This window comes from Listeria kieliensis (assembly GCF_003369925.1).
Lineage (GTDB): Bacteria > Bacillota > Bacilli > Lactobacillales > Listeriaceae > Listeria > Listeria kieliensis_A.
In genome coordinates this window covers 771,691-795,472 of record NZ_LARY01000001.1, presented here as the reverse complement: position 1 = coordinate 795,472, position 23,782 = coordinate 771,691, and the positions used below count along the sequence as shown (strand labels likewise).

General features: G+C 40.2%; 23 protein-coding genes. 1 reads left to right on the top strand and 22 read right to left on the bottom strand.

The features are described 5' to 3' along the window. Positions 1 to 69 precede the first annotated feature (69 nt). The 7 genes from rpoD to recO all read right to left on the bottom strand — a co-directional run bounded on the left by rpoD (position 70) and on the right by recO (position 8,696). Complete coding sequence (rpoD, locus tag UR08_RS03985; protein WP_115752358.1) at positions 70 to 1,191, bottom strand: RNA polymerase sigma factor RpoD; 1,122 nt, start codon at positions 1,189 to 1,191, stop codon at positions 70 to 72. Positions 1,192 to 1,283: 92 nt separating this feature from the next. Next, positions 1,284 to 3,164 (bottom strand): DNA primase, encoded by a 1,881-nt coding sequence (gene dnaG, locus UR08_RS03980; RefSeq protein ID WP_115752357.1) that lies wholly within the window; start codon positions 3,162 to 3,164, stop codon positions 1,284 to 1,286. Then, positions 3,161 to 3,622 (bottom strand): YaiI/YqxD family protein, encoded by a 462-nt coding sequence (locus UR08_RS03975; RefSeq protein WP_115752356.1) that lies wholly within the window; start codon positions 3,620 to 3,622, stop codon positions 3,161 to 3,163. The genes dnaG and UR08_RS03975 overlap by 4 nt, the downstream gene beginning before the upstream one ends. A gap of 184 nt (positions 3,623 to 3,806) precedes the next feature. Continuing rightward, positions 3,807 to 4,631: a pyruvate, water dikinase regulatory protein gene (locus UR08_RS03970; RefSeq protein WP_115752355.1), complete on the bottom strand. Its 825-nt coding sequence runs from the start codon at positions 4,629 to 4,631 to the stop codon at positions 3,807 to 3,809. Between the two features lie 69 nt (positions 4,632 to 4,700). Then, positions 4,701 to 6,767 (bottom strand): glycine--tRNA ligase subunit beta, encoded by a 2,067-nt coding sequence (gene glyS, locus UR08_RS03965; RefSeq protein WP_115752354.1) that lies wholly within the window; start codon positions 6,765 to 6,767, stop codon positions 4,701 to 4,703. Further along, a complete protein-coding gene (glyQ, locus tag UR08_RS03960; RefSeq protein ID WP_115752353.1) occupies positions 6,760 to 7,644 on the bottom strand; it encodes a glycine--tRNA ligase subunit alpha in 885 nt (294 codons plus the stop codon). Before glyQ ends, glyS begins: the two co-directional genes overlap by 8 nt. A 284-nt stretch (positions 7,645 to 7,928) precedes the next feature. Continuing rightward, the gene (recO, locus tag UR08_RS03955) at positions 7,929 to 8,696 is read right to left on the bottom strand and encodes a DNA repair protein RecO (protein ID WP_115752352.1); all 768 of its coding nucleotides are present in this window, start codon (positions 8,694 to 8,696) and stop codon (positions 7,929 to 7,931) included. Between the two features lie 118 nt (positions 8,697 to 8,814). Here recO and UR08_RS03950 point away from each other — a divergent pair, with 118 nt between their 5' ends. Further along, positions 8,815 to 9,420 (top strand): hypothetical protein, encoded by a 606-nt coding sequence (locus UR08_RS03950; protein WP_115752351.1) that lies wholly within the window; start codon positions 8,815 to 8,817, stop codon positions 9,418 to 9,420. 33 nt (positions 9,421 to 9,453) lie between these two features. Here the strand turns inward: UR08_RS03950 and era are convergent, their stop codons facing one another. The 15 genes from era to hemW form a co-directional block, all read right to left on the bottom strand. Beyond that, positions 9,454 to 10,359 carry a GTPase Era gene (gene era, locus UR08_RS03945; RefSeq protein ID WP_115752350.1) on the bottom strand — a complete coding sequence of 302 codons (906 nt, stop codon included), beginning with the start codon at positions 10,357 to 10,359 and terminating at the stop codon, positions 9,454 to 9,456. After that, complete coding sequence (locus tag UR08_RS03940; RefSeq protein WP_115752349.1) at positions 10,343 to 10,753, bottom strand: cytidine deaminase; 411 nt, start codon at positions 10,751 to 10,753, stop codon at positions 10,343 to 10,345. Before UR08_RS03940 ends, era begins: the two co-directional genes overlap by 17 nt. 16 nt (positions 10,754 to 10,769) lie before the next feature. Then, on the bottom strand, positions 10,770 to 11,168 hold the full coding sequence (locus UR08_RS03935; RefSeq protein ID WP_115752348.1) for a diacylglycerol kinase family protein: 399 nt from the start codon (positions 11,166 to 11,168) through the stop codon (positions 10,770 to 10,772). Then, positions 11,146 to 11,625, bottom strand: coding sequence for an rRNA maturation RNase YbeY (ybeY, locus tag UR08_RS03930; protein ID WP_115752347.1), 480 nt, complete (start codon positions 11,623 to 11,625; stop codon positions 11,146 to 11,148). Before ybeY ends, UR08_RS03935 begins: the two co-directional genes overlap by 23 nt. Next, positions 11,625 to 13,760 carry an HD family phosphohydrolase gene (locus UR08_RS03925; RefSeq protein WP_276309258.1) on the bottom strand — a complete coding sequence of 712 codons (2,136 nt, stop codon included), beginning with the start codon at positions 13,758 to 13,760 and terminating at the stop codon, positions 11,625 to 11,627. The genes ybeY and UR08_RS03925 overlap by 1 nt, the downstream gene beginning before the upstream one ends. A gap of 15 nt (positions 13,761 to 13,775) precedes the next feature. Continuing rightward, complete coding sequence (locus UR08_RS03920) at positions 13,776 to 14,732, bottom strand: PhoH family protein (RefSeq protein ID WP_115752345.1); 957 nt, start codon at positions 14,730 to 14,732, stop codon at positions 13,776 to 13,778. A gap of 145 nt (positions 14,733 to 14,877) precedes the next feature. After that, positions 14,878 to 15,321 carry a GatB/YqeY domain-containing protein gene (locus UR08_RS03915; protein ID WP_115752344.1) on the bottom strand — a complete coding sequence of 148 codons (444 nt, stop codon included), beginning with the start codon at positions 15,319 to 15,321 and terminating at the stop codon, positions 14,878 to 14,880. Between the two features lie 21 nt (positions 15,322 to 15,342). Further along, positions 15,343 to 15,516 carry a 30S ribosomal protein S21 gene (rpsU, locus tag UR08_RS03910; RefSeq protein WP_036074031.1) on the bottom strand — a complete coding sequence of 58 codons (174 nt, stop codon included), beginning with the start codon at positions 15,514 to 15,516 and terminating at the stop codon, positions 15,343 to 15,345. A gap of 188 nt (positions 15,517 to 15,704) precedes the next feature. Next, complete coding sequence (locus tag UR08_RS03905) at positions 15,705 to 16,475, bottom strand: 16S rRNA (uracil(1498)-N(3))-methyltransferase (RefSeq protein WP_115752343.1); 771 nt, start codon at positions 16,473 to 16,475, stop codon at positions 15,705 to 15,707. A gap of 3 nt (positions 16,476 to 16,478) precedes the next feature. Beyond that, a complete protein-coding gene (prmA, locus tag UR08_RS03900; protein WP_115752342.1) occupies positions 16,479 to 17,420 on the bottom strand; it encodes a 50S ribosomal protein L11 methyltransferase in 942 nt (313 codons plus the stop codon). Between the two features lie 70 nt (positions 17,421 to 17,490). After that, positions 17,491 to 18,636: a molecular chaperone DnaJ gene (dnaJ, locus tag UR08_RS03895; protein ID WP_115752341.1), complete on the bottom strand. Its 1,146-nt coding sequence runs from the start codon at positions 18,634 to 18,636 to the stop codon at positions 17,491 to 17,493. Between the two features lie 138 nt (positions 18,637 to 18,774). Next, positions 18,775 to 20,622 carry a molecular chaperone DnaK gene (dnaK, locus tag UR08_RS03890; RefSeq protein WP_115752340.1) on the bottom strand — a complete coding sequence of 616 codons (1,848 nt, stop codon included), beginning with the start codon at positions 20,620 to 20,622 and terminating at the stop codon, positions 18,775 to 18,777. Positions 20,623 to 20,656: 34 nt separating this feature from the next. Continuing rightward, positions 20,657 to 21,223 (bottom strand): nucleotide exchange factor GrpE, encoded by a 567-nt coding sequence (grpE, locus tag UR08_RS03885; protein ID WP_115752339.1) that lies wholly within the window; start codon positions 21,221 to 21,223, stop codon positions 20,657 to 20,659. 41 nt (positions 21,224 to 21,264) lie between these two features. Next, positions 21,265 to 22,302: a heat-inducible transcriptional repressor HrcA gene (hrcA, locus tag UR08_RS03880; RefSeq protein WP_115752338.1), complete on the bottom strand. Its 1,038-nt coding sequence runs from the start codon at positions 22,300 to 22,302 to the stop codon at positions 21,265 to 21,267. 146 nt (positions 22,303 to 22,448) lie between these two features. Continuing rightward, entirely contained in the window at positions 22,449 to 23,606 is a 1,158-nt protein-coding gene (gene hemW, locus UR08_RS03875; protein WP_115752337.1) for a radical SAM family heme chaperone HemW, read from the bottom strand. Between the last annotated feature and the right edge of the window lie 176 nt (positions 23,607 to 23,782).

The window sequence follows — 23,782 nt, the reverse complement described above, 5'->3', positions numbered from 1 at the left end:
TGTCACCTCAAGCATCATATCTTTAAGTAAGCGCCACATCTGAATCCAGAATGTGGCGCACATCAATTTTCACTCTAAAAAGTCTTTCAATTGTTTACTTCTGCTTGGATGACGAAGCTTGCGAAGTGCTTTTGCTTCAATTTGTCGAATCCGTTCACGAGTTACTCCAAATACACGTCCAACTTCTTCGAGTGTACGCGTTCTTCCATCATCTAAGCCAAAGCGAAGACGCAAAACATTTTCCTCACGGTCTGTCAGCGTATCAAGAACATCTTCAAGCTGTTCTTTAAGCAATTCATAAGCTGCATGGTCAGATGGCGAAGTTGCTTCTTGGTCTTCAATAAAGTCTCCCAAATGCGAATCGTCTTCTTCCCCGATTGGCGTTTCAAGTGAAACTGGTTCTTGAGCAATCTTAAGAATTTCACGTACTTTTTCAGTAGGTAAATCCATTTCTTCTCCGATTTCTTCCGGTGAAGGATCACGACCAAGATCCTGTAGAAGCGAACGTTGTACCCGAATCAATTTGTTGATCGTTTCAACCATATGAACAGGAATCCGAATCGTACGCGCCTGGTCGGCAATCGCTCTTGTAATCGCCTGACGAATCCACCACGTTGCATAGGTACTGAATTTAAAGCCTTTGTTAAAATCAAACTTTTCGACGGCTTTCATAAGTCCCATGTTTCCTTCTTGAATCAAGTCAAGAAACAGCATGCCACGCCCAACATAACGCTTAGCAATGCTGACAACTAGACGTAAGTTAGCTTCTGCAAGGCGGCCCTTAGCTTCAATGTCCCCTTTTTCAATTCGCTTAGCAAGTGCAATTTCCTCGTCAGCAGAAAGCAAATCAACACGGCCAATTTCTTTCAAATACATTCTAACAGGATCATTAATTTTAACACCTGGTGGCACACTCATATCCGTTAAATCAAATTCTTCATTTTCTTCTTTTACAAGCTCTTTCTCATCTGGATCGGCATCGTCATCATCATCCGCAACTTCAATCCCTACTTGCGTTAAATGTTCTAAAAACTCATCCATTTGATCAGAATCAAGTGCAAAAGGAGCTAATTTGGCAGCAATATTACTGTAGGTTAAAATCCCTACTTTTTTCCCCTCTCCAATTAGGGTTTCTTTAACTTGTTCTACTGTTTCAGTATTTGGTTTCACATTTTCTTGTTTTTCGCTCATACTGCTGCTTCCTCCTCTCAAAAATACTGCCCGCTCATGGATACTCATCTATTCCATACCATTATTTGGCAGTTTTAAAACGTTTCACACCATTAAAGTTCATAATCTCCTTTTGCTAATTTTTGGCGCAAAGAAATAAATTCTGCAAGCGCTTGTTTAGCAGCATCATGATCCCCTAATCGGTCTTTTTCACTAGCTTCTGCTTCTTTTTGCTTGATGCGATCTAGTAAAATTTGTTTTTTTAAGCTGTTAATATAATCCAGATATTCCTCAGTAGTAGCCTCTTCTGGTGTTTCAAGCATCACAAGTTCAGAAATTAAATTTTTCAGTGTCGGATCCGTCAAATAATCCATAAAGCGATTTGGATCCGCTGCATTCCCATCTAAATAATACGCCATTAAATGCGTATATAAAGCTTGAAACTCGTCATGTTGAAAATTAAGCCCATCAAGGAGCTGATGAATCGCAGAAAAAGCTTCCTCGCTTCCAATCATCGCTTTCATCAGTAAATATTCAGAAGCGTGATAGGCTTGAAGCGTTTGTCTAACCGGTTGAGTGCCTACTAAGCCACCATAAAAATCATCAGGTGGCGGTGCTAAATCGAGTAAAAAATCCTCTTCAGATGGCGCTCTATTTGGCATGCTCTTTTGCTCTACAATTTTTTGCTGCAACTGTTCTTTTAATGCCGGAATAGAGATTTCAAATTCATCGGCTAATTGCTTCAAATAAAGCTCTCGTTCCACCGCTTGACTTAGCTTACCAATCTCAGTTAACGCTTCATCCATATACTGAAGTCGTTCAGAATAGTTTTGCAAGTTTCGCTGTTTTCGTAAATAAAAGAGTTTGTAGGCTGTCCAAGTCATCCGTTCGTGCAAATAGACTTCCAAAAAGCGTTCAGCCCCATATTCTTTAATAAATTCATCGGGGTCTTTCCCGCCAGGAAGCGCTAAAACAAAAATTTCCATTCGACTTTTTTCTTCTAATAAGAGACCCGCTTTATAAGCCGCTTCAATTCCAGCTCGGTCGCCATCATAGCTAATCACTGCTCGATTCGCAATTCGACGAACAAGCCCAATATGCTCTTCTGTTAAGCTCGTCCCCATCGAAGCAATTCCATTGGCAAGGCCTGCATCTGACGCAGAAATCACATCCATAAATCCTTCAAGCAAAAGTACTTCTTCTCGCCTTCTGATGTCGGTTCTACCTTCTGAAAAATGATAAAGCAAGCGTCTTTTGTTAAATAAAGGTGTTTCTGGCGTATTTAGATATTTGGGCCCATTTTCTTGATCAATTAGGCGCCCTGAAAAGCCGACGAGCTGCCCGCGATCATCAGTAATGGGGAACATGATGCGACTCCGAAAGCGGTCTACGATTGAGCCATCTTCTCGTTCGGTCAAAAGTCCAGCTTCTACTGCTAAATCTAAATCGGCGCCTCGCTTTTCTAAAAACGATGACACCGTTGCGTGGTGATTCGGCGCAAATCCAATTTGAAATTCTGTCATACTCGCTTCCGTCATACCACGTTCTTTTAAATATTGTAGCGCTTTATAACCTTCCTCTGTTTCCATCAACAAATAGTGATACAGCTTAGCAGCAAGCTGATTCAGCTCGATCATTTTTTGTGCTTCACTTGTAACGCGAGGTGCACTTCCTTCTGCTTCTGCAACATTTTCTGGAAGCGTTACATCTACATGTGCAAGGTCCGCCGCTTTTTTCACTGACTCTACAAAAGAAAGATGATCGTGTTCCATTAAAAATGAAAAAACATTTCCACCTTTCCCACAACCAAAACAATGAAAAATTTGTTTTTCAGGAGACACAGAAAATGAAGGTGTTTTTTCGCCGTGAAATGGGCATAAACCGATATAGTTTCGCCCTTGTTTCTTGAGCTGAACGTAATTCCCTATAACATCGACAATATCCGCTTGATTTCGAACTTGTTCAATCGTTTCCTCAGGAATTCTTTGTGTCATTTATCGTCAACTCCTAAGAATTTTAAATTCATTAAAAACTGTTCCAGATTTTGCTTAAAAGTTTGTCGATCTTGATCTGTCATGGCTTTTGGACCCTTCCCGTACTCACCTCTTCGTCTTGCCTTTGCACGTGATTCACGCTGTTCTAGCATCAGCGTCATCATTTCATCTTGATAAATTTCACCACGATTTGAAAAAACCGTGCATTTCGAAAGCAACATACTGGCAAGTCCAATATCTTGTGTAATGACGATGTCGCCTTTCTTCGATAGATTTACTATTCGAAGGTCCGCTGCTTCTTTTTCGGTATCCACATAGACCCAGTGTTCATCTGCACGATTTGCGCCAAAATGATTATAGGAAGCCACGTAGATCACTTCTAAATGAAAAGTTTGAGCAAGCGATTTGATTTCTTCTTTGACTGGGCAGGCATCCGCATCGACAATAATCTTAGGCAAAAACTTCCCTCCTTTGCTTGCTATAAACAAATCAAAAAACGAGCCAAAAAACCCGTTTTTCATCTCTAAACATACATTGTAGAAAAGAATCCACAAAAATGAATTATACGAGATTAGGCAACTTTTTTCAAGCGTATAAACCCCGTATAATATATATATTCGACATAGAATCAAAAAGTCCTTCTTAAAGTTCTAAATTTTCATCAGCAATTTCACCAATGTGCATCAAAATATCATTTGCTGTCTCTTCGATGGCTTTATTCGTGACATCGAGTACAAAACAATCCAATTTATCCGTTAAAATTTTAAAGAATTTTAATTCCTCGGTAATTCGGTCATCACTTGAATACATCCCTGCACCACTTAATCCCATTGAAATGAGTCGCTTGGAACGAATTTGATTGAGTTTGGTACGACTAATTTTTAATCCAATGATTTTTTTCGGATCGATCTCAAAGAGCTCTTCTGGAATCTCAGCTTCAGGCACAATCGGGATGTTACAGATTTTAAGTCCTTTGAGAGCCAAATACTGTGACAAGGGTGTTTTGGAAGTTCGTGAAACACCAATTAACACATAGTCGGCTTGAAGAATTCCCCGAGGATTCCTGCCATCATCATTTTCAACGGCAAACTCAATCGCTGCGACTTTGTTAAAATACGCTTCATCGAGCGAACGAACGCGCCCCGGCTCTGAAAGTGGCTTGATTTTATACGTTTTCTCAAGCTGAGCCAATAGTGGGCCAAAAATATCAATAATCGGGACACCATAAGCTTCTGCTTGTTTATTTAACTCCGTCCGAATTTCTTCTAACACGACGGTGTGCACAATAATCCCGTGATTAACCGCAACGAGATCGACAATTTCTTCGATTAAATCTTTTGAATCAATATGATGAAAGCGATGAATAAACCTTGGCGTTTGTCCAAATTGTGAAAGTGCGGCTCTTGTGACCAGTTCCGCGGTTTCACCCGTCGAATCGGAAACGACATAAACTGCTGGTTGGGTCATTTTTTACGCTCCTTTTCGTTTAAAAGCAGGAACCTTTTCAAAATAAAGTTCCTGCTTCCTGCTCTTCTTCTATTTTACATGAATAGCGTCCATTTCCGCAAATTCTTTGATGAACTCAGCTAATTCAAATAAAAGTTCTAAACGGTTATTCCGACGCTCTTTATCTTCGCTCATGACAAGTGTCGTATCAAAATACTGGTCAATTGCACCACGCATTTCGCGGAAGCGTTCAAGACGTTCTTCACTTGTTAAGCCAGCAAAATCACGTTTCATGGAAAGCAGTTCATCAAACAATCTTTTCTCCGCTTCATTTTCAAACAACTGATCGTTAATTTCCACGTCTTCTTCATGTTTCTTCGCAATGTTGGCGACTCGAGACAAAGCTTCAATCGTTGGTCTAAACCAGTCTTTTTGAGCACTTTCATTTAATAGCTTCGCTCGCTCCAAGATATTAGGTACAAAGTTAGCATCTTCGCTTGTAACAGAATCAATGATATCTAGTCGAACTTTTTGATCCTGTAAAATCACGCGTAAACGGTTTTTCAAGAAAGTTTGAACTTCTGCATAGATTTCATCATCGGAAAGCGTAGCAATTCCTGCATTTCGCTCAATCGTGACAATTTCTTTTAGCAACTCGGCAAGCGGCAAATTCCAACCCGTATTCAAAAGAATTCGCATCACGCCGAAAGCGCTGCGTCGCAAGCTAAATGGATCTTGTGAGCCCGTTGGAATCATTCCCACACAGAAAAAGCTTACTAATGTTTCTAACTTATCTGAAACTGCAAGCAAACTTCCTAAATCGGTTTCCGGAAGGGCGCCTTCTGCAGATATTGGCATATAATGTTCACGGATTGCAGCCGCAACTTCAGGCTTTTCTCCTTGAATGCGGGCATACTTCTCGCCCATAATGCCTTGAAGTTCAGGAAACTCGCCCACCACATTTGTTACTAAATCAAATTTATAAATTTCAGCAGCACGGGCAACATCTTTTTTATCACTATCGCTCCAGGATAGGAAATCTGCAAGAAGTAACGCAACTTGTTCCACACGTTTCATTTTTTCAGAAAGTGTGCCCAGTTTTTCATGGAACACAATGTGAGAAAGTTTCACCACCGCATCATCAATCTTCATTTTCAAGTCTTCTTTATAGAAAAACTCTCCATCAGAAAGACGAGCGCGCAGTACTTTTTCATTTCCTCGAACTACTGTTTCAGCATGTTCGTGATTGCCATTTCGAACTGTAATAAAGTGTGGCAAAAGCTCTCCTTCTTTATTAAACACAGGGAAATAACGTTGGTGTTCTTTCATCGAAGTAATTAGAATCTCCTCGGGAAGATCCAAGAAGCTTTCTTCAAATTCACCTTCGAGGACTGTCGGGTATTCGACAAGATTATTCACTTCTTCAAGTAAATCTTCATCTTTTGGAACGCTCCAGCCTTTGTCAACACAAACTTCTTCAATTTGTCCCCAGATCGCGTCTTTTCGTTTGCATGCATCAACCACAACAAACTCTTCAAGCAGTTTCATTTCATACTCTTTCGGTTCAGGTATCATCGTTTCGTGTCCAAGAAAACGATGCCCACGGCTCACATTTCCCGTTTTCACCTGTGCTACTTCAAACGGAACGATTTCTTGGCCAAATAACGCAACAAGCCATTTGATCGGACGAATATAGCGCATTTCATTTGCTCCCCAGTGCATACTAACCGGGAAAGTCATATCCGTAATAATTTTTTTGATTTCTGGTAGAAGCGTTTCTGTCTCGATGCCCGTTACTTGTTTCTCAAGATAGATGTATTCCACACCTTTTATTTCACGAAAAGTAAACTCTTCAGGTGAAACTCCGTGCCCCCGAGCAAATCCTTGCGCTGCTTTTGACCAGTTTCCATCTTCATCAAAAGCGATTTTTTTCGCCGGCCCTTTTGCTTCTTCAATACGGTCAGCTTGCTTTTCGGAAACTTCTTTCACAAGCACTGCAAGTCTTCGAGGAGACTGAAAAGAAATCACTTCACCGTGCTCAATTTTTTGCTCTTCGAACCACTCAGCCGCTCGTTTTTCAAGTTGTTTAGCCGAATCCGAAATATATTTCGCCGGCATTTCTTCTAAACCTATTTCCAGTAAGAAATCTTTACTCATGTGTTCTCTCCTCCTTTATTAAGGGGAATCCTAGCTTTTCTCGTTCTTCGTAGAAAGTTTTTGCAATTCGCCGCGCGAGACGACGAATACGACCGATATATTGAGCTCTTTCCGTTACAGAAACAACCCCTCTTGCATCAAGCAAATTAAACGTATGCGAACATTTTAAAACATAGTCATAAGCCGGGAATACAAGCCCTTCTTCCATTTGATTACTGGCTTCTTGCTCATAAGTATCAAACAATTGAAGGAGCATACCCGCATTCGAAGTTTCAAACGCATATTTTGAGTTTTCGTATTCCGCTTGATAAAAAATGTCTCGGTACGTGATTCCTTCCGTCCACTCAAGGTCAAAAACATTTTCTTTATCTTGAATATAGCTCGCAAGCCGCTCAACACCATACGTAATTTCTGATGTTACAGGGAAACACTCAAGCCCTCCTACTTGCTGGAAATAAGTAAATTGGGTGATTTCCATTCCGTCTAGCCAAACTTCCCAGCCGAGCCCTGCACAGCCAAGTGATGGATTTTCCCAGTTATCTTCCACAAAACGAATATCGTGTTTCAAAGGATCAATCCCAATTTTTTCTAGCGAACCAAGATACAATTCCTGAATATTATCCGGTGAAGGCTTCATCACTACTTGGAATTGATGATGCTGGAAAAGCCGATTCGGATTTTCACCATATCTGCCATCTGCAGGTCGACGTGACGGCTCCACATAAGCTGCCTTCCAGGGTTCAGGGCCAATCGCCTTTAAAAATGTATACGGACTCATCGTCCCCGCGCCTTTTTCAACATCATAGGATTGCAACATAATACAGCCTTGTTCCGACCAGTAATCTTGCAACGTTCGAATCATTGTTTGTAAATTCATTTTCCCACCTCCGATTAGATCCAAAGCACATAAAAACTCTCGCCTCTATATGCCTGTTTTGCATATAGGGACGAGAGATACTCGCGGTTCCACCCTATTTGAATCTTTTCAAACGAAAGATTCCACCTTCTTTAATCACGCTCCGAAATGCCCTTCAAAACCAGTTGATCATCGGCTCTCACTATCCCGATTTCGCTAATTGATCAGCGCTCGTTTCTACTCCTTTTCATCTTCGCATGTATTATTCTTCTTACCTCTAAAGATAAAGGATTGAAGCCATTTTGTCAATCCTTATTCTTATTCTCAAATACCCCGCTCCATTTGGACATATCTCGTAAAAATTTCTTGCTTTTCAAGTAGAGTCCAGATTTTTCATCATAATACGTATCGATAGCCTTTTCAAGCCACACTTTCGTTTCCGGCTTAACATGAATCTCACCGAGTCGTTCAATCCGAAACATATAAAACAGGCGCAGTAATTTCACTACATTTTCTGGTAAGTGCATCCGGTATGGATCTTTCTCAAAACAACGATGACAAACCAGTCCATCGCTTGCACTAGAAAAATCAAAGTGGCCTTCAGTTTCAGAGCAAATCGCACACCTGTCCATAACGGGATAAAGTCCAAGTACATTCAACATTTTCATTTCAAAGATTTGCGTTAAAATTTGGGCATCGTAGCCTTCATCTATATCACGTAAAATTGCATAAGCGAGTTCAAATAAATATTCGTTTTTCTGCCTTTCTTCTGTTGCTTTATCAAGCAACTCGCAAACAAACGAAGCATATGCAGTTAAAAAGATATCTTGCTGGATACTTGAGAAGTTTTGAATTACATCACCCTGCTGCAGCGTAACAAGCCCACGACCACCAAAAAAAGAGAACATTCCTGTTGTGAATGGTTGAGTAACCGCAGCTAAGCGACTTTTTCCTTTTTTAGCTCCACGAGCAACCATGCCAATTTTGCCGAATTCACGGGTGAAAACAACAATAATTTTGTCTGATTCTCGGTAACTTGTTTGGCGTAAAACGATTCCTTCAGCTTTCTCCACACTGCACACCTCCTTTAGTTCTTCTATCACATTATAACAGAAAACTTCTTTTTTTATTCCCCTTGTTCGTTAAAAATGATACAATGTCGTTATTGAATGAAGAAAAGGAGTCTATCAGATGGTTATCATTGGTATTATAGGCATTATCGCATTTTTTGCATTTGTACTTCTGATTATAGGAATCGTTTTTTTATTTTTAAAGATTAGAAAAGTAACCGCTATCTGGTTTGTAAGTAGCGGAGGAGCCGTTCTTTTAATCAGTTTGTTTGTCTTTAGTGGAGCTTTCCTTTATTACATAAATCAAGAAACAAGCGTCAAGACTCAAGTAGAGGAAGAAACAAGCGCCTCGTCAAAAGATGAATTCTATGAAGACTACGAAGATGAGTATGATGAGCTCGCATTTGGCATGAAAGGAAAGTCAAGTGAACAAGCAATCGTACAAGTTTCGAAGCCACAAGTTCAAAAATTAGATGAATGCGGTTTGGATAAAGCTTATCAAATTGAAGTAACCATACAAAATAAAAGTTCCGAACCTATCTATGTTTCTGCCAAAGACTTCTATCTTTATAACTATGGAAAAGATGATTATCCTACCGTTTTAAAGAAAGATTACTTCCATGAAAAAATTGAAACAGGTAAAACTGCAAACTTCAACATTTATTATAAGTACATCGGCAAAGGAGAATTAGAAGTCGAATACGACAATTTAATTTGGCATGAATGAGACAAAAGACGCGCAAAATCAGCGCGTCTTTTTTTAATACTCATCTTGATCAAAGCCGTAATCTTGTAGATAATGCTCTTTATCTCGCCAATTTTTTTGAACTTTAACCCAGACTTCAAGAAATACTTTGGAGCCAAGTAACAATTCAATTTCTTTCCGAGCACGCATGCCAATTTGTTTTAGCATCTGCCCTTGTTTACCAATGATAATCCCCTTTTGCGTACTGCGCTCCACAATGATAGTGGCCATGATCGTGAGCTTTTCCGTTTTGGGATTTTTTTCAATTCCTTCAATCACAACAGCCACAGAATGTGGAACTTCTTCACGTGTTAATTTTAAAACTTGTTCGCGGATCAGTTCTGAGATAATGAAACGTTCCGGATGGTCTGTGATTTGGTCTTCGGGATAGTACATTGGACCTTCTTCCAAGTGATCCACTGTTTCTTCAAGCATATTTGGCACGTTATTTCCTTCAAGTGCAGAAATGGGAATGATTTCCGCAAAATCAAGTTTTTCTTTATACAATTCGATCAGTTGAACGAGTTCCTCTGGCGTCACAAGATCAATTTTATTAATCAATAGAAAAACAGGCGTTTCTACTTGTTCCAGTTTTTGAATAATAAATTCGTCACCCCGACCAAAGCCAGCGTCAGCGTCAATAACAAAATAAATTAAGTCAACTTCTCGGAAAGTGTTTAGTGCAACTTTTACCATGAAATCGCCTAGTTTATGCTTTGGCTTATGAATGCCTGGTGTATCAATAAATACAACTTGCGCATCATCCGTCGTGTAAACCCCTTGGATTTTATTCCGCGTCGTTTGCGCTTTATCACTCATAATCGCAATTTTTTGTCCAATAATTCGGTTAAGCAATGTCGACTTCCCAACATTCGGTCGTCCTACAATGGCTACAAAGCCAGATTTAAATGTATCGCTCATGATCCATATCCCCCGCCATAAATGCACCTGGAAGAAGATCCGCTACCGTTACCTCTGCCACGTCACCCTTTAAATTTGTTAAAACAACCGGCATATCCGGTTTGCAAAATTCACTGATTACTTGTCTGCAAGCTCCACAAGGTGAAACTGGTCCGTCCGTATCCGCTACGACAACAAGCTTTTCAAATTCGCGCTTGCCTTCAGAAACTGCCTTAAAAATCGCTGTTCGTTCCGCACAATTAGATAACCCGTAAGAAGCATTTTCGATATTTGCACCAAGAATCACTTCATCATCTTTTGTTACAAGTGCTGCTCCAACAGGAAAGTTGGAATACGGTACATAAGCAAACTCGCGTGCTTTTTTTGCGAGGTCAATAAAATTAGTTTCTCTCATATCAGGAAACTCCTATCTATAAATGAAATAATTGCCAAAAATAAGGGATAAAAATAATGAGCCCAATAATAGCTGAAATTGTTGCCACAATTAAAACTGCTCCAGCAGCCGCATCCTTCGCTTTTTTTGCTTCTGGAAGGAACTCTTCTGTGATTGTGTCAATCGTTCGCTCAATGGCCGTATTGACCGTTTCAAGTGCAATGACAAGGCCAATGCAAAGAAGCAAGACAAGCCATTCCACCATTTTCACTTGAAATAAAGTTGCAAACAGAAGAACGAGAACTGCTGAAGCGACATGGATTTTCATATTTCGCTCTTCTTTTAAAGTCGTCTTGATCCCACAAAAAGCATGCTTAAAAGAAGCAAAATAACTGCGACTGCGTTTGTATTTTCTATCGTTTGAGGCCATAAGCATCCAACACTTCTTTTTGTAAGCCAAACATTTTTTCTTCATCTGCTTTTTCCATGTGGTCATAGCCAAGCAAGTGTAACAAGCCATGAACCGCTAGAAAACCAAGTTCTCGATCAAATGAATGGCCATATTCGGCGGCCTGCTCATTCGCACGTTCAGTTGAAATAATGATATCCCCTAAGTTTCTTGGCAACTGATCTTCTTCGAAAATGATTGGTAACTCATCTTCCCCTAACTCTTCTAGCGCAAAAGAAATCACATCAGTCGCGGCATCTTTTGACCGGTATTCGCGGTTGATTTCACGAATTCCAGCATTATCCATAAAAGTTACAGACATCTCTGTTCCTTCATCTAGTTTTAAGTACCCGGCAGCAAATTCTAAAACATCTGCGACTAACTGCTGCTCTTTTTCTGGAAGTTGTTCCGTCTCATCTATTAAATCAAGCTCAAGTATCGCCATTAATTTTCTCCTTTCTTCTCATCTGGATATTGAATTCGTTGATGATAAATTCCATTTAGCGTTTGATTCAAAGTTTCCCGAATTTGTTCAATTTCTTTTAGAGAAATATCACATTCCGAAAATTGCCCATCTAGCAAACGATCACGAATAATGCCATCAATAATTTGTTTGATTTTTTCTTTCGTCGGATCAACCGACGCACGCACAGCCGCCTCAACACTATCTGAAATATTGATAATCGCTGCTTCCTTTGTTTGCGGTTTTGGACCTGCATAACGAAACTCAGCTTCTTCTGTATCTGGATTCTCTTCTTTTTCCTTCAAATAGAAATACTTTAGTAAAGTCGTTCCATGATGCTCAAGCGCAATATCAATAATAGGCTGCGGCATATGATTTTCTCGCAAAATTTCTGCACCATCAACGGTATGCGCCAAGATGATATCTCGACTTTGTTTAGGCGTCAAACGATCATGCGGATTAATGCCTTGTAGCTGGTTTTCAACGAAATAAGGTGGGCGAAGCGTCTTCCCTATATCATGATAAAAGCAACCGACACGTGTAAGCAAGCCATTTGCTCCAATTTTATCCGCGCAAGTTTCTGCAAGGTTTGCAACCATCATGCTGTGGTGATACGTTCCAGGCGCTCGCATCAAAATACGTTTTAACAGCGGATGGTTTGGATTAGCAAGTTCCACAAGCCTGCTTGTCGTTAACACACCAAATAAAAATTCGAACAGCGGAATCAAGCCAAGCGCCAAAATAAAGGCACCAACGCCACCTGCAAACGCATAAAACAGTGATTCAAGAGTGCTTTCACTCAAAATCATTGAATTGTTAATAAGCAATAAGAAAAACACGCAAAAAAGATTAAATATCCCAACGATCATCCCCGACCGAAAAATGGCAATCCGTTTTGAATAGTCACGTAATGAAATGATTGCAGCAAAACCGCTCAGCAAAATAAACGGCGTAATCAGACTACTCACAACGCTCGTTTCGTGTGACTGGAAAACGAATAAACTTGTAATTGAAATAAATAACAGTCCAAGAAATGCATAGCGCTCGCGTAGTAAAATCTTTAAAATAACTGGAAGAAATGCGGCAGGAAACAAGAACGAAATATTATTCAAATTAGCAGACTCCAGCAGCCGAATAATAAAAAGCAAAATGAGTGTCAAAACAAAAGCCACTCCAAAAATCAGTAGCGTTTGCTGCCGTTTCTTGCGCGTCATTTTTGTCTTTGTTGTAAAGAAATATAGAATAGAGGCTAGTACTAAAATAAGTAAAGCATAGCCTGCATATTGTTTAATGGGCATTTTTTGATCTAAAAGATTAAGCAAGCCAAGTTGCCGGTATGTCTCTCGGTCAATAATTTGCCCTTCCTGAACAATGACCTGACCTTGTAAAATTTTCTCAGGAATAACACTTGAAGCGGCCTCACGTTTCCTAATGTCAGTTTCTTTTTTATTGTATGTTTCATTTGGCACAATTGCATAAGACACAAGTGTTTTTGCAGCTGATCTAAGTGAACCTGGAATGCTCGAGAGTTCAATATCATCCCGCGCCTGTACTTTTTTAGTATTTAAATCTGACTCACGAACACTTTCAGCCATAATACTTTCAATTTCACTTGAAAGTGTTTTCTTCGCGGTGTTTAGCTCTTTTGGACTCGCATTTAGGAAGCGCAATAAAACCTCATCTGAAAGACTTGAAGTCACCTTTTCGGAAACATTACTTGAAAGTTTTTCTTTCAGCATTTTTAATTTATCAGGATTAGAAACAGTTTCCTTTTTATCTGTTTTTTCTTTAACCTCGCCTTGTACTTCACTTACATAAGCAAAGAAAGAATTGATTAATGAAACTCGATTTTGAGCCGTTTCTCGATTAAAAGTGTACACATCTTCAACTGAATCTTTTGCCGCCGTTTTCTCTTCATCGGTTTTCTTCGTATCAATTACCGTTTGCGGCGAGCGAATGGTACGCTCCGCAACAGAAAATAACTTGGCATTAAAAGATTCAGGTTTGGTCATTTGAATCATCAAAACATAAGAAACAACCATCAAAATTACAAGAATAGCTGGGATGATGAATTTCTGTCCATATTTTTCATAAAAATGTTTCCATTTTTGCATCATACAAATCTTGCTCCTTTAGTTTCGTTCATATGCTTTAATAATCTCAGCAACGAGCGGATGACGCACAACATCATGATGTTCAAAATAAACAAAACCAATATTTTTTACCTGACTTAAAACTTGTTCCGCATTGACAAGACCACTTACTGTTCCCTTTGGCAAATCAATTTGTGTCATATCCCCGTTTACAATCATTTTAGAATCATAGCCTAGTCGCGTTAAAAACATTTTCATTTGGGCAATGGTCGTGTTTTGCGCTTCATCCAAAATTACAAAGGCATTGTCTAGCGTTCGACCACGCATATAGGCAAGTGGGGCAATTTCAATCACACCACGTTCCATGAGACGCGTCGTATGTTCTAGACCTAAAATGTCGTAAAGCGCATCATAAACAGGCCGTAAATAAGGATCTACTTTTTCTTTTAAATCCCCTGGTAAAAAACCAAGACTCTCTCCTGCTTCAACAGCAGGACGAGTTAAAATGATTTTGCTAACTTTACCTTTTTTCCACGCATCAATTGCCATAACAACAGCAAGATACGTCTTCCCTGTTCCAGCAGGTCCGATCCCAAACACAATATCAAAGCGTCGTACCATTTGCATGTATTCACGTTGCCCAAATGTCTTCGGACGAACGGGTTTTCCGTGCGCATTTTTTGTAATTTCATCCTCAAAAAGCGTGCCAAAATATTCAAGCGTACCGCCTTTTTCCATTTTAACTGCTTGTGCGACATCTCTACCATCAAGATGATTGCCACGCTTTAGCGCAGCAAGAAGAGCCGCAATGACGTGTCTTGCCTGCTTGACGTTTTCCTCTTCTCCACTAATTAAAATTTCTCCGCCACGTGAAACGAGGCTCACAGCTAAGCTTTCTTCAAGCACGTTTAAGTGAGCATCTTGGTTTCCAAATAAATCACGCACATCAATGCCTTCGTTTAATTCGACGGTTTCTTTATAGGATCCGTTTTGCATTCTCTAACCCCTTTGTCTTTTAACTTCCTTAGTCCTCCCCATTATACACGAAAAGAAGAAAGAATTAAAACCGCATCTCCCAGTAAAAGTTGAGCCTCCTCATTTTTCGCATAAAAAAGACTAGCCGAAGCTAGTCTTTAAAGTTTTATGAAAGATACTGTTTTACAAATTTATTCACTGCATTCCCGTCGGCCTTGCCTTTTACTTTCGGCATAACAGCGCCCATGACTTTCCCAAAGTCAGCCTTAGACGTTGCTCCAACTTCTGCAATTGTTGCTTTTACAATCTCTTCAAGCTCATCATCCGAAAGCTGTTTTGGCGAATAAGCCTCAACAATCTCGATTTCAGAACGAACTTTTTCAGCTAGATCATCCCTGCCAGCTTTTTCAAACTCAGAAAGAGAATCTCTGCGCTGTTTCATTTCGCGCGCAAGAACAGTGATTTCATCATCAGGGGAAAGCTCTCCACCTTGATTGATTGCTTCATTTTGCAAAGCAGATTTTAACATTCGGATAACAGAAAGTTTTTCTTTCTCTTTATCACGCATAGCTTGCTTCATATCTTCATTTAACTTATCAAGCAGTGCCAATGAAATCATCGCCTTTAACTATTAGAATTTGCGTTTTCTAGCTGCTTCTGATTTTTTCTTGCGTTTTACGCTTGGCTTTTCATAAAATTCGCGCTTTCTCGATTCTTGCAAAGTTCCGCTTTTAGAAACAGTACGTTTAAAGCGACGAAGAGCATCGTCAAGCGATTCGTTTTTGCGAACTACTGTTTTTGACATCTCTCTTTCCCTCCCTCCGACACTTACGTAGACCCAAAACAGGATCCATATAAGGCTTCAGAATGCCAACAAGCTGTTAGCAGGCTTTTAAAGCTTAACAGAAATAGCATTCACTCATCTAAAATTATAGCGGAAACTCAAAAGTGCGTCAACATGAAATCACTAACTTTATGCATTTTTATTCTAGATTATTCATTTTCACTTTTCCCGCTGAGTTCAAAATAAAACGAAGCCGCAGATAAAAGATACAGCGGCGCCGTTTCTGTCCGTAAAATTCTCGGTCCCAGTCCAGCAAATATCGCTTCTAAGCCTTTAAGTTCCGCTACTTCTTGTCCCGAAACGCCGCCTTCAGGTCCAAAGATGACAAGTAACCGCGAACCGCTTGGCATGTCTTGAAACACTTGCGCGAGGCTCGAACACTCGCCTTGCTTCGCACTTTCTTCATATGCGCAGACGACAAAGTCATACGATTGCCCCTCAGACTCTAGCAACGCCTTCAAACTCGAATAATAGCGAAGAAAAGGAATTCGGCCGCGGTGCGATTGTTCGGCCGCTTCCTTCGCAATTCGCTCAAGTCGTTCTATCTTTTTATGCACTTTTTTAGCGTCCCATTTCGAAACCGACCGTTCCGCCTGAAACAGTAAAAATTCAGTCGCACCGAGTTCTGTCCCTTTTTGCACCACAAGATCGAGTTTATCCCCCTTTGGAAGCCCACTTGCCACCGTTATTTCAACTGGCATCTCACTCGTTTTTTCCTGAAAGCTAGAAACAGCAAGTATTACTTTGTCTTCCAAAACTTCCTGTATGACAGCCTGTGCAACCTTTTCATTTAAATCCACCAGCCAAACTTGGTCGCCCGCTTTCATTCGCATAACACGGACCATATGATGAAAATCCGCGCCAGACACTTGAACTGGAATATCCTTCTCCATTACTTGGTCGATAAAATACCGTTGCATCGCTTAATCCTCACTCCGCTTAGCAATAATGGCTACCCAATCGCCTTGCTGTCTTGTTTCAAGCACAACAAGAGAAGCTTCAATAAGAGCTTCACGAACTTGTTCCGCCTTGTTTTCGATAATTCCAGATGCGATAAAATAACCACCCGGCTTAAGCAAACGATAAACGTCATCTGGGAATAACAAAATCACTTCTGCTAGAATATTCGCGACAATCAAATCTGCTTCCTCTTCAATGCCATTTAACAAATCATTTTGACGCAACTCTACTTTAGATTCGACGTGATTTTGCAATACGTTTTCTCTTGCAGCGCGAACTGCCACTTCATCCAAATCAAGAGCCAAAATCGATTCTGCTCCAAGCTTAGCACATAAAATTGCAAGCACGCCAGACCCCGTCCCAACATCAATCACACGATCATTCGGCTCTATAAATTCGCTAATAGCGCGCATTGAAAGCTGCGTTGTCGGGTGCGTTCCTGTCCCAAAAGCCATACCAGGATCCAGTTCAATCACCAGTTCATCTTCTCGAGGTTGATAGTCTTCCCACGTCGGGGCCACCGTGATCGAATCCGTAATCGCAACCGGATGATAATACTTTTTCCAAGCGGTCGCCCAGTCATCATCGTTAACATCATTAACAAAAAACTTGAGTTCTCCAAGTGGAATATCAAATTTCGCAAGGTCAAATAGTGCTTTTTCAAGCGCAGGAATCCCAGCAACAAAGTCCTCTGTTTTCAAAAAATACGCCTTGATAATCACACCATCATCAGGGTAATCCGCTCGATTTAATGCATAAATCTCGCCAAATTGATTTTCTCTTTCCTTGAAAAAATCTGCCACATCTTCAATTGAAACACCACTTGCCCCGTGTTCATTCAATAAATTAGCAATCGGCTCCACCGCATCATTTAAGGTATGTACTTCCACTTCTGCCCATTCCATCACGAACCAGCCTCCTCGGATAAAAAAGCGGATGTTGAACAACCTTTTTCAACGTCCGCTTTTCATTTTTTTACTCGCCTTTAAAAGCTTTCTTCATTTTATCAAAAAAACCAGCATTTTGTTCATCTACTTTGTTTCCAGTAGCTCCAGCAAATTCACGCAAGATTTCTTTTTGCTTATCATCCAGTTTCTTCGGCACGATGATTTTCACAGCTACATGCTGATCTCCTGTTCCACTTCCACGTAAATGTGGCACACCTTTGCCCCGGAGTCTGAATGTTGTACCTGTTTGCGTACCAGCAGGAATTTTCAAGCGTACTTTACCGTGAACAGTTGGCACATCAATTTCATCGCCAAGTGCTGCTTGTACAAAAGTAAGTGGCACTTCAACAAAAATATCATCGCCTTCTCGTTCATAGAAGTCATCTGGTGCAATCACAAAGACGACAAACAAATCTCCGTTTGGTCCACCATTTACCCCTGCTTCGCCTTCGCCAGCAACACGCATTTGTTGCCCGTCGTTCACACCTGCAGGAACTTTCAATTTGATTTTCTTTTTCTTCGTTACGCGGCCTGAACCATGGCAAGTTGGGCATTTTTCCTTGATTTCTTTCCCCGTACCATGACAATAAGGACAAGTTTGCTTGTTAACAATCCGACCAAATGGTGTGTTTTGCTCAACATTAATACTGCCCTTGCCATCACAGTGAGAGCACTTCTCTGGATGTGTTCCCGGTTTTGCACCAGACCCGTGGCAGGTTTCACAGTTTTCTTCACGCGGAATTTCAATTTCCGTTTCCGTTCCAAAGACAGCTTCTTTAAACTTCAATTGCATCGTATATTGTAAATCATTTCCTTGACGCGGTGCATTCGGATCACGTTGCCTCCCGCCGCCTCCGCCAAAGAATGTATCAAAGATATCTTCAAATCCAGAAAAGCCACCAGCCGATGAGAATCCACCGCCAAAGCCGCCTGCTCCTCCACCAAAACCTTGGTTCGGATCGACGTGACCATATTGATCATATTGTGCCCGTTTGTTTTCATCACTAAGCACTTCATAAGCTTCCGAGATTTCTTTAAATTTCTCATCCGCGCCTTCTTCTTTATTGATATCCGGATGGTATTTTTTCGAAAGTTTCCGGTAGGCTTTTTTTATTTCATCCGCAGTTGCACTTTTCGAAACACCAAGCACATCATAATAATCACGTTTCGCCATCCGCCATCACTCCTGTTCTTTGTTTTAATCCTAGGGTATTGTACCATAGATATTTAAATAAATATAGCGCATCTCAGATAAAAAGCCAAAGCCACAGTAGACTTTGACTCTTCATCCGATTTCGAGCATGCTATTTACTTATTTATCTTCTTTTTTATCGTCGTCGTTGATTTCTTCAAAGTCAGCATCCACTACATCATCGCTACCATCAGCTGCGCTTGCTTCCGGATTTTCACCTTGAGCTTGTTGCGCAGCAGCCGCTTGTTCATAAAGTTTAACCGACAAGCTTTGAACAATTTCATTAAGTGCATCCGATTTTTCTTTAATCGCATCAAAATCTTCACCCGTCAAAGCTTCTTGAAGTTCATCACGTGCAGTTTCAGCTTTTTTCACTTCGTCAGCATCCACTTTTCCTTCAAGCTCTTTAAGAGTTTTATCAACCGTAAAGATCAATTGATCCGCATTGTTACGTGTTTCCACGTTTTCTTTATTTTTCTTATCTTCTTCTGCATTCGCTTCCGCATCTTTCACCATGCGATCGATTTCCTCATCTGTTAAGCCTGAAGAAGATTTAATCACGATATTTTGTTCTTTCCCTGTTCCAAGGTCTTTCGCACGAACCGTTACAATACCATTTTTGTCAATATCAAACGAAACTTCGATTTGAGGTACGCCACGTGGTGCAGCTGGAATATCAGCCAATTGGAAACGACCAAGTGTTTTATTATCTTTTGCCATTGGACGTTCCCCTTGAAGAACGTGAATATCTACAGCTGGTTGATTATCAGCAGCCGTCGAGAATGTTTGAGATTTCGAAGTTGGGATCGTTGTATTCCGTTCGATTAAAGTAGTCATTACACCACCCATTGTTTCGATTCCAAGGGATAGCGGAGTAACGTCAAGTAAAACAACGTCTTTCACATCACCTGTAATTACGCCACCTTGAATAGCAGCACCCATTGCTACTACTTCATCAGGGTTTACCCCACGGTGAGGTTCTTTACCAAGTTCTTTAGTGATTGCTTCTTGAACAGCGGGAATACGTGTAGAGCCCCCAACAAGAATAACTTGATCAATATCGCTTGCCGAAAGACCAGCATCTTTAAGTGCTTGACGAGTTGGACCAACTGTCCGTTCTACAAGATCGCTTGTAAGTTCATCGAATTTAGCACGTGTTAAGTTCACTTCAAGGTGAAGCGGTCCCGCTTCTCCAGCCGTAATAAATGGAAGAGAAATTTGCGTGCTCATGACACCAGAAAGATCTTTTTTCGCTTTTTCAGCTGCATCTTTAAGACGTTGTAAAGCCATTTTGTCTTGTGAAAGATCAATGCCGTTTTCTTTTTTAAATTCAGCAACTAGATAATCAATGATTTTTTGGTCGAAGTCATCGCCACCTAAGTTGTTGTCACCAGCAGTGGAATGTACTTCAAATACGCCATCGCCAAGTTCAAGGATTGAAACGTCAAAAGTACCGCCACCAAGGTCAAATACTAAAATGGTTTGATCTTTATCAGTTTTATCCATACCATAAGCAAGTGCCGCTGCTGTTGGTTCATTAATGATCCGTTCTACTTCTAAACCGGCAATTTTACCAGCATCTTTTGTTGCTTGACGCTGTGCATCATTGAAATAAGCAGGAACTGTAATAACCGCTTTATCTACTTTTTCACCTAAATAATCTTCCGCATATCCTTTTAGATATTGCAAGATAATCGCACTGATTTCTTGTGGCGAATAATCTTTACCTTCAATCGTTTCTTTGTAATCTGTCCCCATATGACGTTTGATTGAAATAACCGTATTTGGATTCGTGATCGCTGCACGTTTAGCAACTTCCCCAACTTGACGTTCACCATTTTTAAATCCAACAACAGATGGCGTTGTGCGCGCTCCTTCTGGATTTGGGATGATTTTTGCTTCTCCACCTTCTAAGACTGCAACAGCAGAGTTTGTTGTTCCTAAGTCAATACCAATAATTTTACTCATAATTCTTTTCCTCCTGAAAATTCAAATTCTGATTTTATTCGTTTACTTTCACCATTGAAGGGCGAATAACCCGATCTTTAATTTTATAACCTTTTTGAAGCTCAGCCGTTACTTCATTGCTCGGCTTCGTTTCATCTTGGTCTTGAATAACAGCTTGATGGAAATTAGGATCAAACTGTTCGCCAAGTGCAGCGATCGGCTCAATTCCTTCTTTTTGAAGAGCAGTTATGATTTGGTTATGCACCATCTCCATTCCCTTCAAAAGCGATGCAACTTCTTCGCTATCTGAGCTTGTTGCAAGTGCTTTTTCAAAGCTATCCAGCGCAGGAAGTAAATCCGTTGCAAGACTTTCAGAGCGATACTTGATTGCCGCTTCGCGATCAAGGATATTTCGTTTTTTTACGTTTTCGAAATCAGCTTGTAAACGTAAATAGCGATTTTCTGATTCTTCAAGTTTTGTTTCTAAGTCAGCCACTTTCTTATCAAGTTCTGCTGCTTGATTTTGCTCATCTAATTCTTCAACTGTTTCTTCTGTTTCTTGCGTTGCTTCTTTTTCGATTTCTTCTTCAATTTTAGTTTGCTTATCTTTTGGTTCAGACACAGAAATCACCTCTTAGAAAAACCATCGTTTTCTAATCCTTTCTATTTTTGGTTATCTCGATATAATTTGGTTAAAACTGATGTCAAATCTTTGCTGAAAACATCCACAAGTCCCATCATTCGAGCATACTCCATCCGCGTTGGTCCAAGTAAAACAATCCCACCAACTCGTTCGTCTGCAATATGATAAGTTGCTGTGATGATGCTCAAATCATTCAGCAAGTCATTATTCCATTCACGACCAATTTTCACCTGAATCCCATCCGGAATATCGCGGAACAATTCATGTATTCCCTCTTCTTCTTCAACTAATCGTAAAAAATCGCGAATTTTTGCAACATCATGAAATTCTGGCTGGTCTAAGATATTCGTTTTCCCTCCAAAATAAATTTTTGAAGGACTAACATTGCTTAGAGTCTCAAACACAATTTCACCTAGGCGTTCCGAATTTTCAACATGCCAGCTTAAAAGTTCCTTAACCTCTGTTAAAATTCGGTTCGAAAGTTCGTTTAGTGGGACCCCAACTAAACGGTCATTTAAGATGTTAACGGTTCGTTCAACATCAGATAGCGTGACCTCTGCCGGCAAGTTCACTAAGTGATTATCAACATGGCCCTGATCTGTGATCAAAATTAGCATTGCTTGTGAATCACTAATAGGAACAAACCGAAAGCCACTCAGTCTATTTTTCGCTGTTTCTGGACCAAGAACAATCGAAGTATAATTCGAAAGTTCCGAAAGCATCGAAGCTGAATTTTGGATCAATTGCTCAGCCTCGTAGTGATCAGCAGCGAAAAGTGAACGAATCGACCGCTTATCTTCTTTCGATAAGGCTTTAGGTTGCAATAAATAATCCACATAGAAACGATAGCCTTTTTCAGAAGGAATGCGTCCAGAAGAAGAATGTGTCTTCTCAATGAAACCATAATCTTCAAGCACACTCATTTCATTGCGGATTGTTGCCGAACTATAGGGCAACTCGCTTTCTTTTATCAAATTCTTTGAACCGACTGGTTGAACAGTCCAAGTGAAATGATCGATGATTGCTCGAAAAATTTGCAATTGCCTTTCCGTCAACAAATCTATCACCTCTTTTTAGCACTCGAATAACTTAAGTGCTAAATACAAGTATAAATTTACCAAACAAATCGGTGCTCGTCAACTGAAAACACTTATTTTCAGACCGAAGACCGACTTATTTGGTCAAAATTGGTCAACCATGCGATTTAAAGGAACTCTCGAAAAACATTGTTCCCTAAAAATCGTCCAGCTCTTGTTAATTTCACAGAATCTGTCCGAGCATCTAACCAGCCTTTTTCACTTGTCACTGCAATCGCTTGTTCAAAAGTTGCTTCTAGTTCCTTACCAAATTTTTCTAAAAAGCGCGTTTTGCTTACCCCCGAGACTTTTCGCAATCCTAAAAACATTTCTTCTTCCATTTCTTCTTTTAGTGATAGCTCTTTGGTTTGAAAAACAGGGAGATTCCCTTGCTCAAGAGGAGTCATATATTGCTTCAATGGACCAAAATTACTGTAGCGCGTATCCTGCAAATACCCGTGTGCCCCGGCACCAAAGCCAAAATAATGGTCATTGCTCCAGTACACTAGATTATGGCGCGACTGAAAACAAGGCTCGGCGAAATTACTGATTTCATACTGTTTTTTACCAGCTTTTTCCATTTCTGACATTAAATAATCATACATGTTAGCTTCTGCGTCTTGACTTGGCAAAATGAGTTCGCCCTTTTGCATTAAATTATAAAAAATGGTTTTTGGCTCAATAATGAGTGAATAAGCGGAATAATGAGGTAAGTCAAGCGCAAGAGCCTTGCTAAGCGTATCTTTAAAATCCGCTTCCGTTTGCCCAGGTAAGCTAAAAATCAAATCAATACTCAAATTTTCAAGCCCGACCGTTTCAGCATTTCGAATAGACTCATAAACGTCCTCGACCGTATGAATTCGACCAATTTTTTTCAGCAACTCTTGATTAAAGCTTTGCACGCCCATGCTCAGACGATTGACGCCGCTTTCCTTCATAACCCGTAATTTTTCGACAGAGAGATCCCCTGGATTTGACTCAAACGTAAATTCAACGTCTTCTGAAAATGGGAAAATGCGTCGTACTGCTTCACAAAGCCTTTCAATTTGTTTAGGCGTTAAAGTTGTCGGCGTTCCCCCACCTACAAAAACGGTTTCAATCGTCTCTAGTTTTTGTCCTTCTGTTCGCAGCTCCATTTCACGAATCAAAAGATCCACGTACTGATCGACTGGTTGCCCTTCTAGAAATACCTTATTAAAATCACAATAATAGCAAATATGCTCACAAAATGGAATATGAATGTAAACCGCAGTATTTTTACTGCGAGAATGATTTATTTCAGCCATTGTTAAATTCCTTTCTAAAAAAAGATGCGCACGAAATTCGTGTCGCTTAAAAGATTCATTGCTATTTTAACACAAGCCGCAAGTCTTGTATAACGCGCTTACCACGTTTCTTTGAAATAAGAAAAAACCGCTCGACAAAAAGCCGGCGATTTTTCAATTTTTCTATGCGAATGCTT

What these genes read in the sequence shown, in the direction of transcription:
- UR08_RS03950 (WP_115752351.1), top strand. Translation starts at nt 8,815, where the DNA reads ATGGTTATCATTGGTATTATAGGCATTATCGCATTTTTTGCATTTGTA.
- rpsU (WP_036074031.1), bottom strand. Translation starts at nt 15,516, where the DNA reads ATGTCAAAAACAGTAGTTCGCAAAAACGAATCGCTTGACGATGCTCTT.
- glyS (WP_115752354.1), bottom strand. Translation starts at nt 6,767, where the DNA reads ATGAGTAAAGATTTCTTACTGGAAATAGGTTTAGAAGAAATGCCGGCG.
- UR08_RS03935 (WP_115752348.1), bottom strand. Translation starts at nt 11,168, where the DNA reads ATGCTTATGGCCTCAAACGATAGAAAATACAAACGCAGTCGCAGTTAT.
- era (WP_115752350.1), bottom strand. Translation starts at nt 10,359, where the DNA reads ATGAGCGATACATTTAAATCTGGCTTTGTAGCCATTGTAGGACGACCG.
- dnaK (WP_115752340.1), bottom strand. Translation starts at nt 20,622, where the DNA reads ATGAGTAAAATTATTGGTATTGACTTAGGAACAACAAACTCTGCTGTT.
- UR08_RS03970 (WP_115752355.1), bottom strand. Translation starts at nt 4,631, where the DNA reads ATGACCCAACCAGCAGTTTATGTCGTTTCCGATTCGACGGGTGAAACC.
- UR08_RS03920 (WP_115752345.1), bottom strand. Translation starts at nt 14,732, where the DNA reads ATGCAAAACGGATCCTATAAAGAAACCGTCGAATTAAACGAAGGCATT.
- UR08_RS03905 (WP_115752343.1), bottom strand. Translation starts at nt 16,475, where the DNA reads ATGCAACGGTATTTTATCGACCAAGTAATGGAGAAGGATATTCCAGTT.
- dnaG (WP_115752357.1), bottom strand. Translation starts at nt 3,164, where the DNA reads ATGACACAAAGAATTCCTGAGGAAACGATTGAACAAGTTCGAAATCAA.
- prmA (WP_115752342.1), bottom strand. Translation starts at nt 17,420, where the DNA reads ATGGAATGGGCAGAAGTGGAAGTACATACCTTAAATGATGCGGTGGAG.
- hemW (WP_115752337.1), bottom strand. Translation starts at nt 23,606, where the DNA reads ATGGCTGAAATAAATCATTCTCGCAGTAAAAATACTGCGGTTTACATT.
- UR08_RS03940 (WP_115752349.1), bottom strand. Translation starts at nt 10,753, where the DNA reads ATGAGAGAAACTAATTTTATTGACCTCGCAAAAAAAGCACGCGAGTTT.
- UR08_RS03925 (WP_276309258.1), bottom strand. Translation starts at nt 13,760, where the DNA reads ATGATGCAAAAATGGAAACATTTTTATGAAAAATATGGACAGAAATTC.
- dnaJ (WP_115752341.1), bottom strand. Translation starts at nt 18,636, where the DNA reads ATGGCGAAACGTGATTATTATGATGTGCTTGGTGTTTCGAAAAGTGCA.
- ybeY (WP_115752347.1), bottom strand. Translation starts at nt 11,625, where the DNA reads ATGGCGATACTTGAGCTTGATTTAATAGATGAGACGGAACAACTTCCA.
- glyQ (WP_115752353.1), bottom strand. Translation starts at nt 7,644, where the DNA reads ATGAATTTACAAACAATGATTCGAACGTTGCAAGATTACTGGTCGGAA.
- rpoD (WP_115752358.1), bottom strand. Translation starts at nt 1,191, where the DNA reads ATGAGCGAAAAACAAGAAAATGTGAAACCAAATACTGAAACAGTAGAA.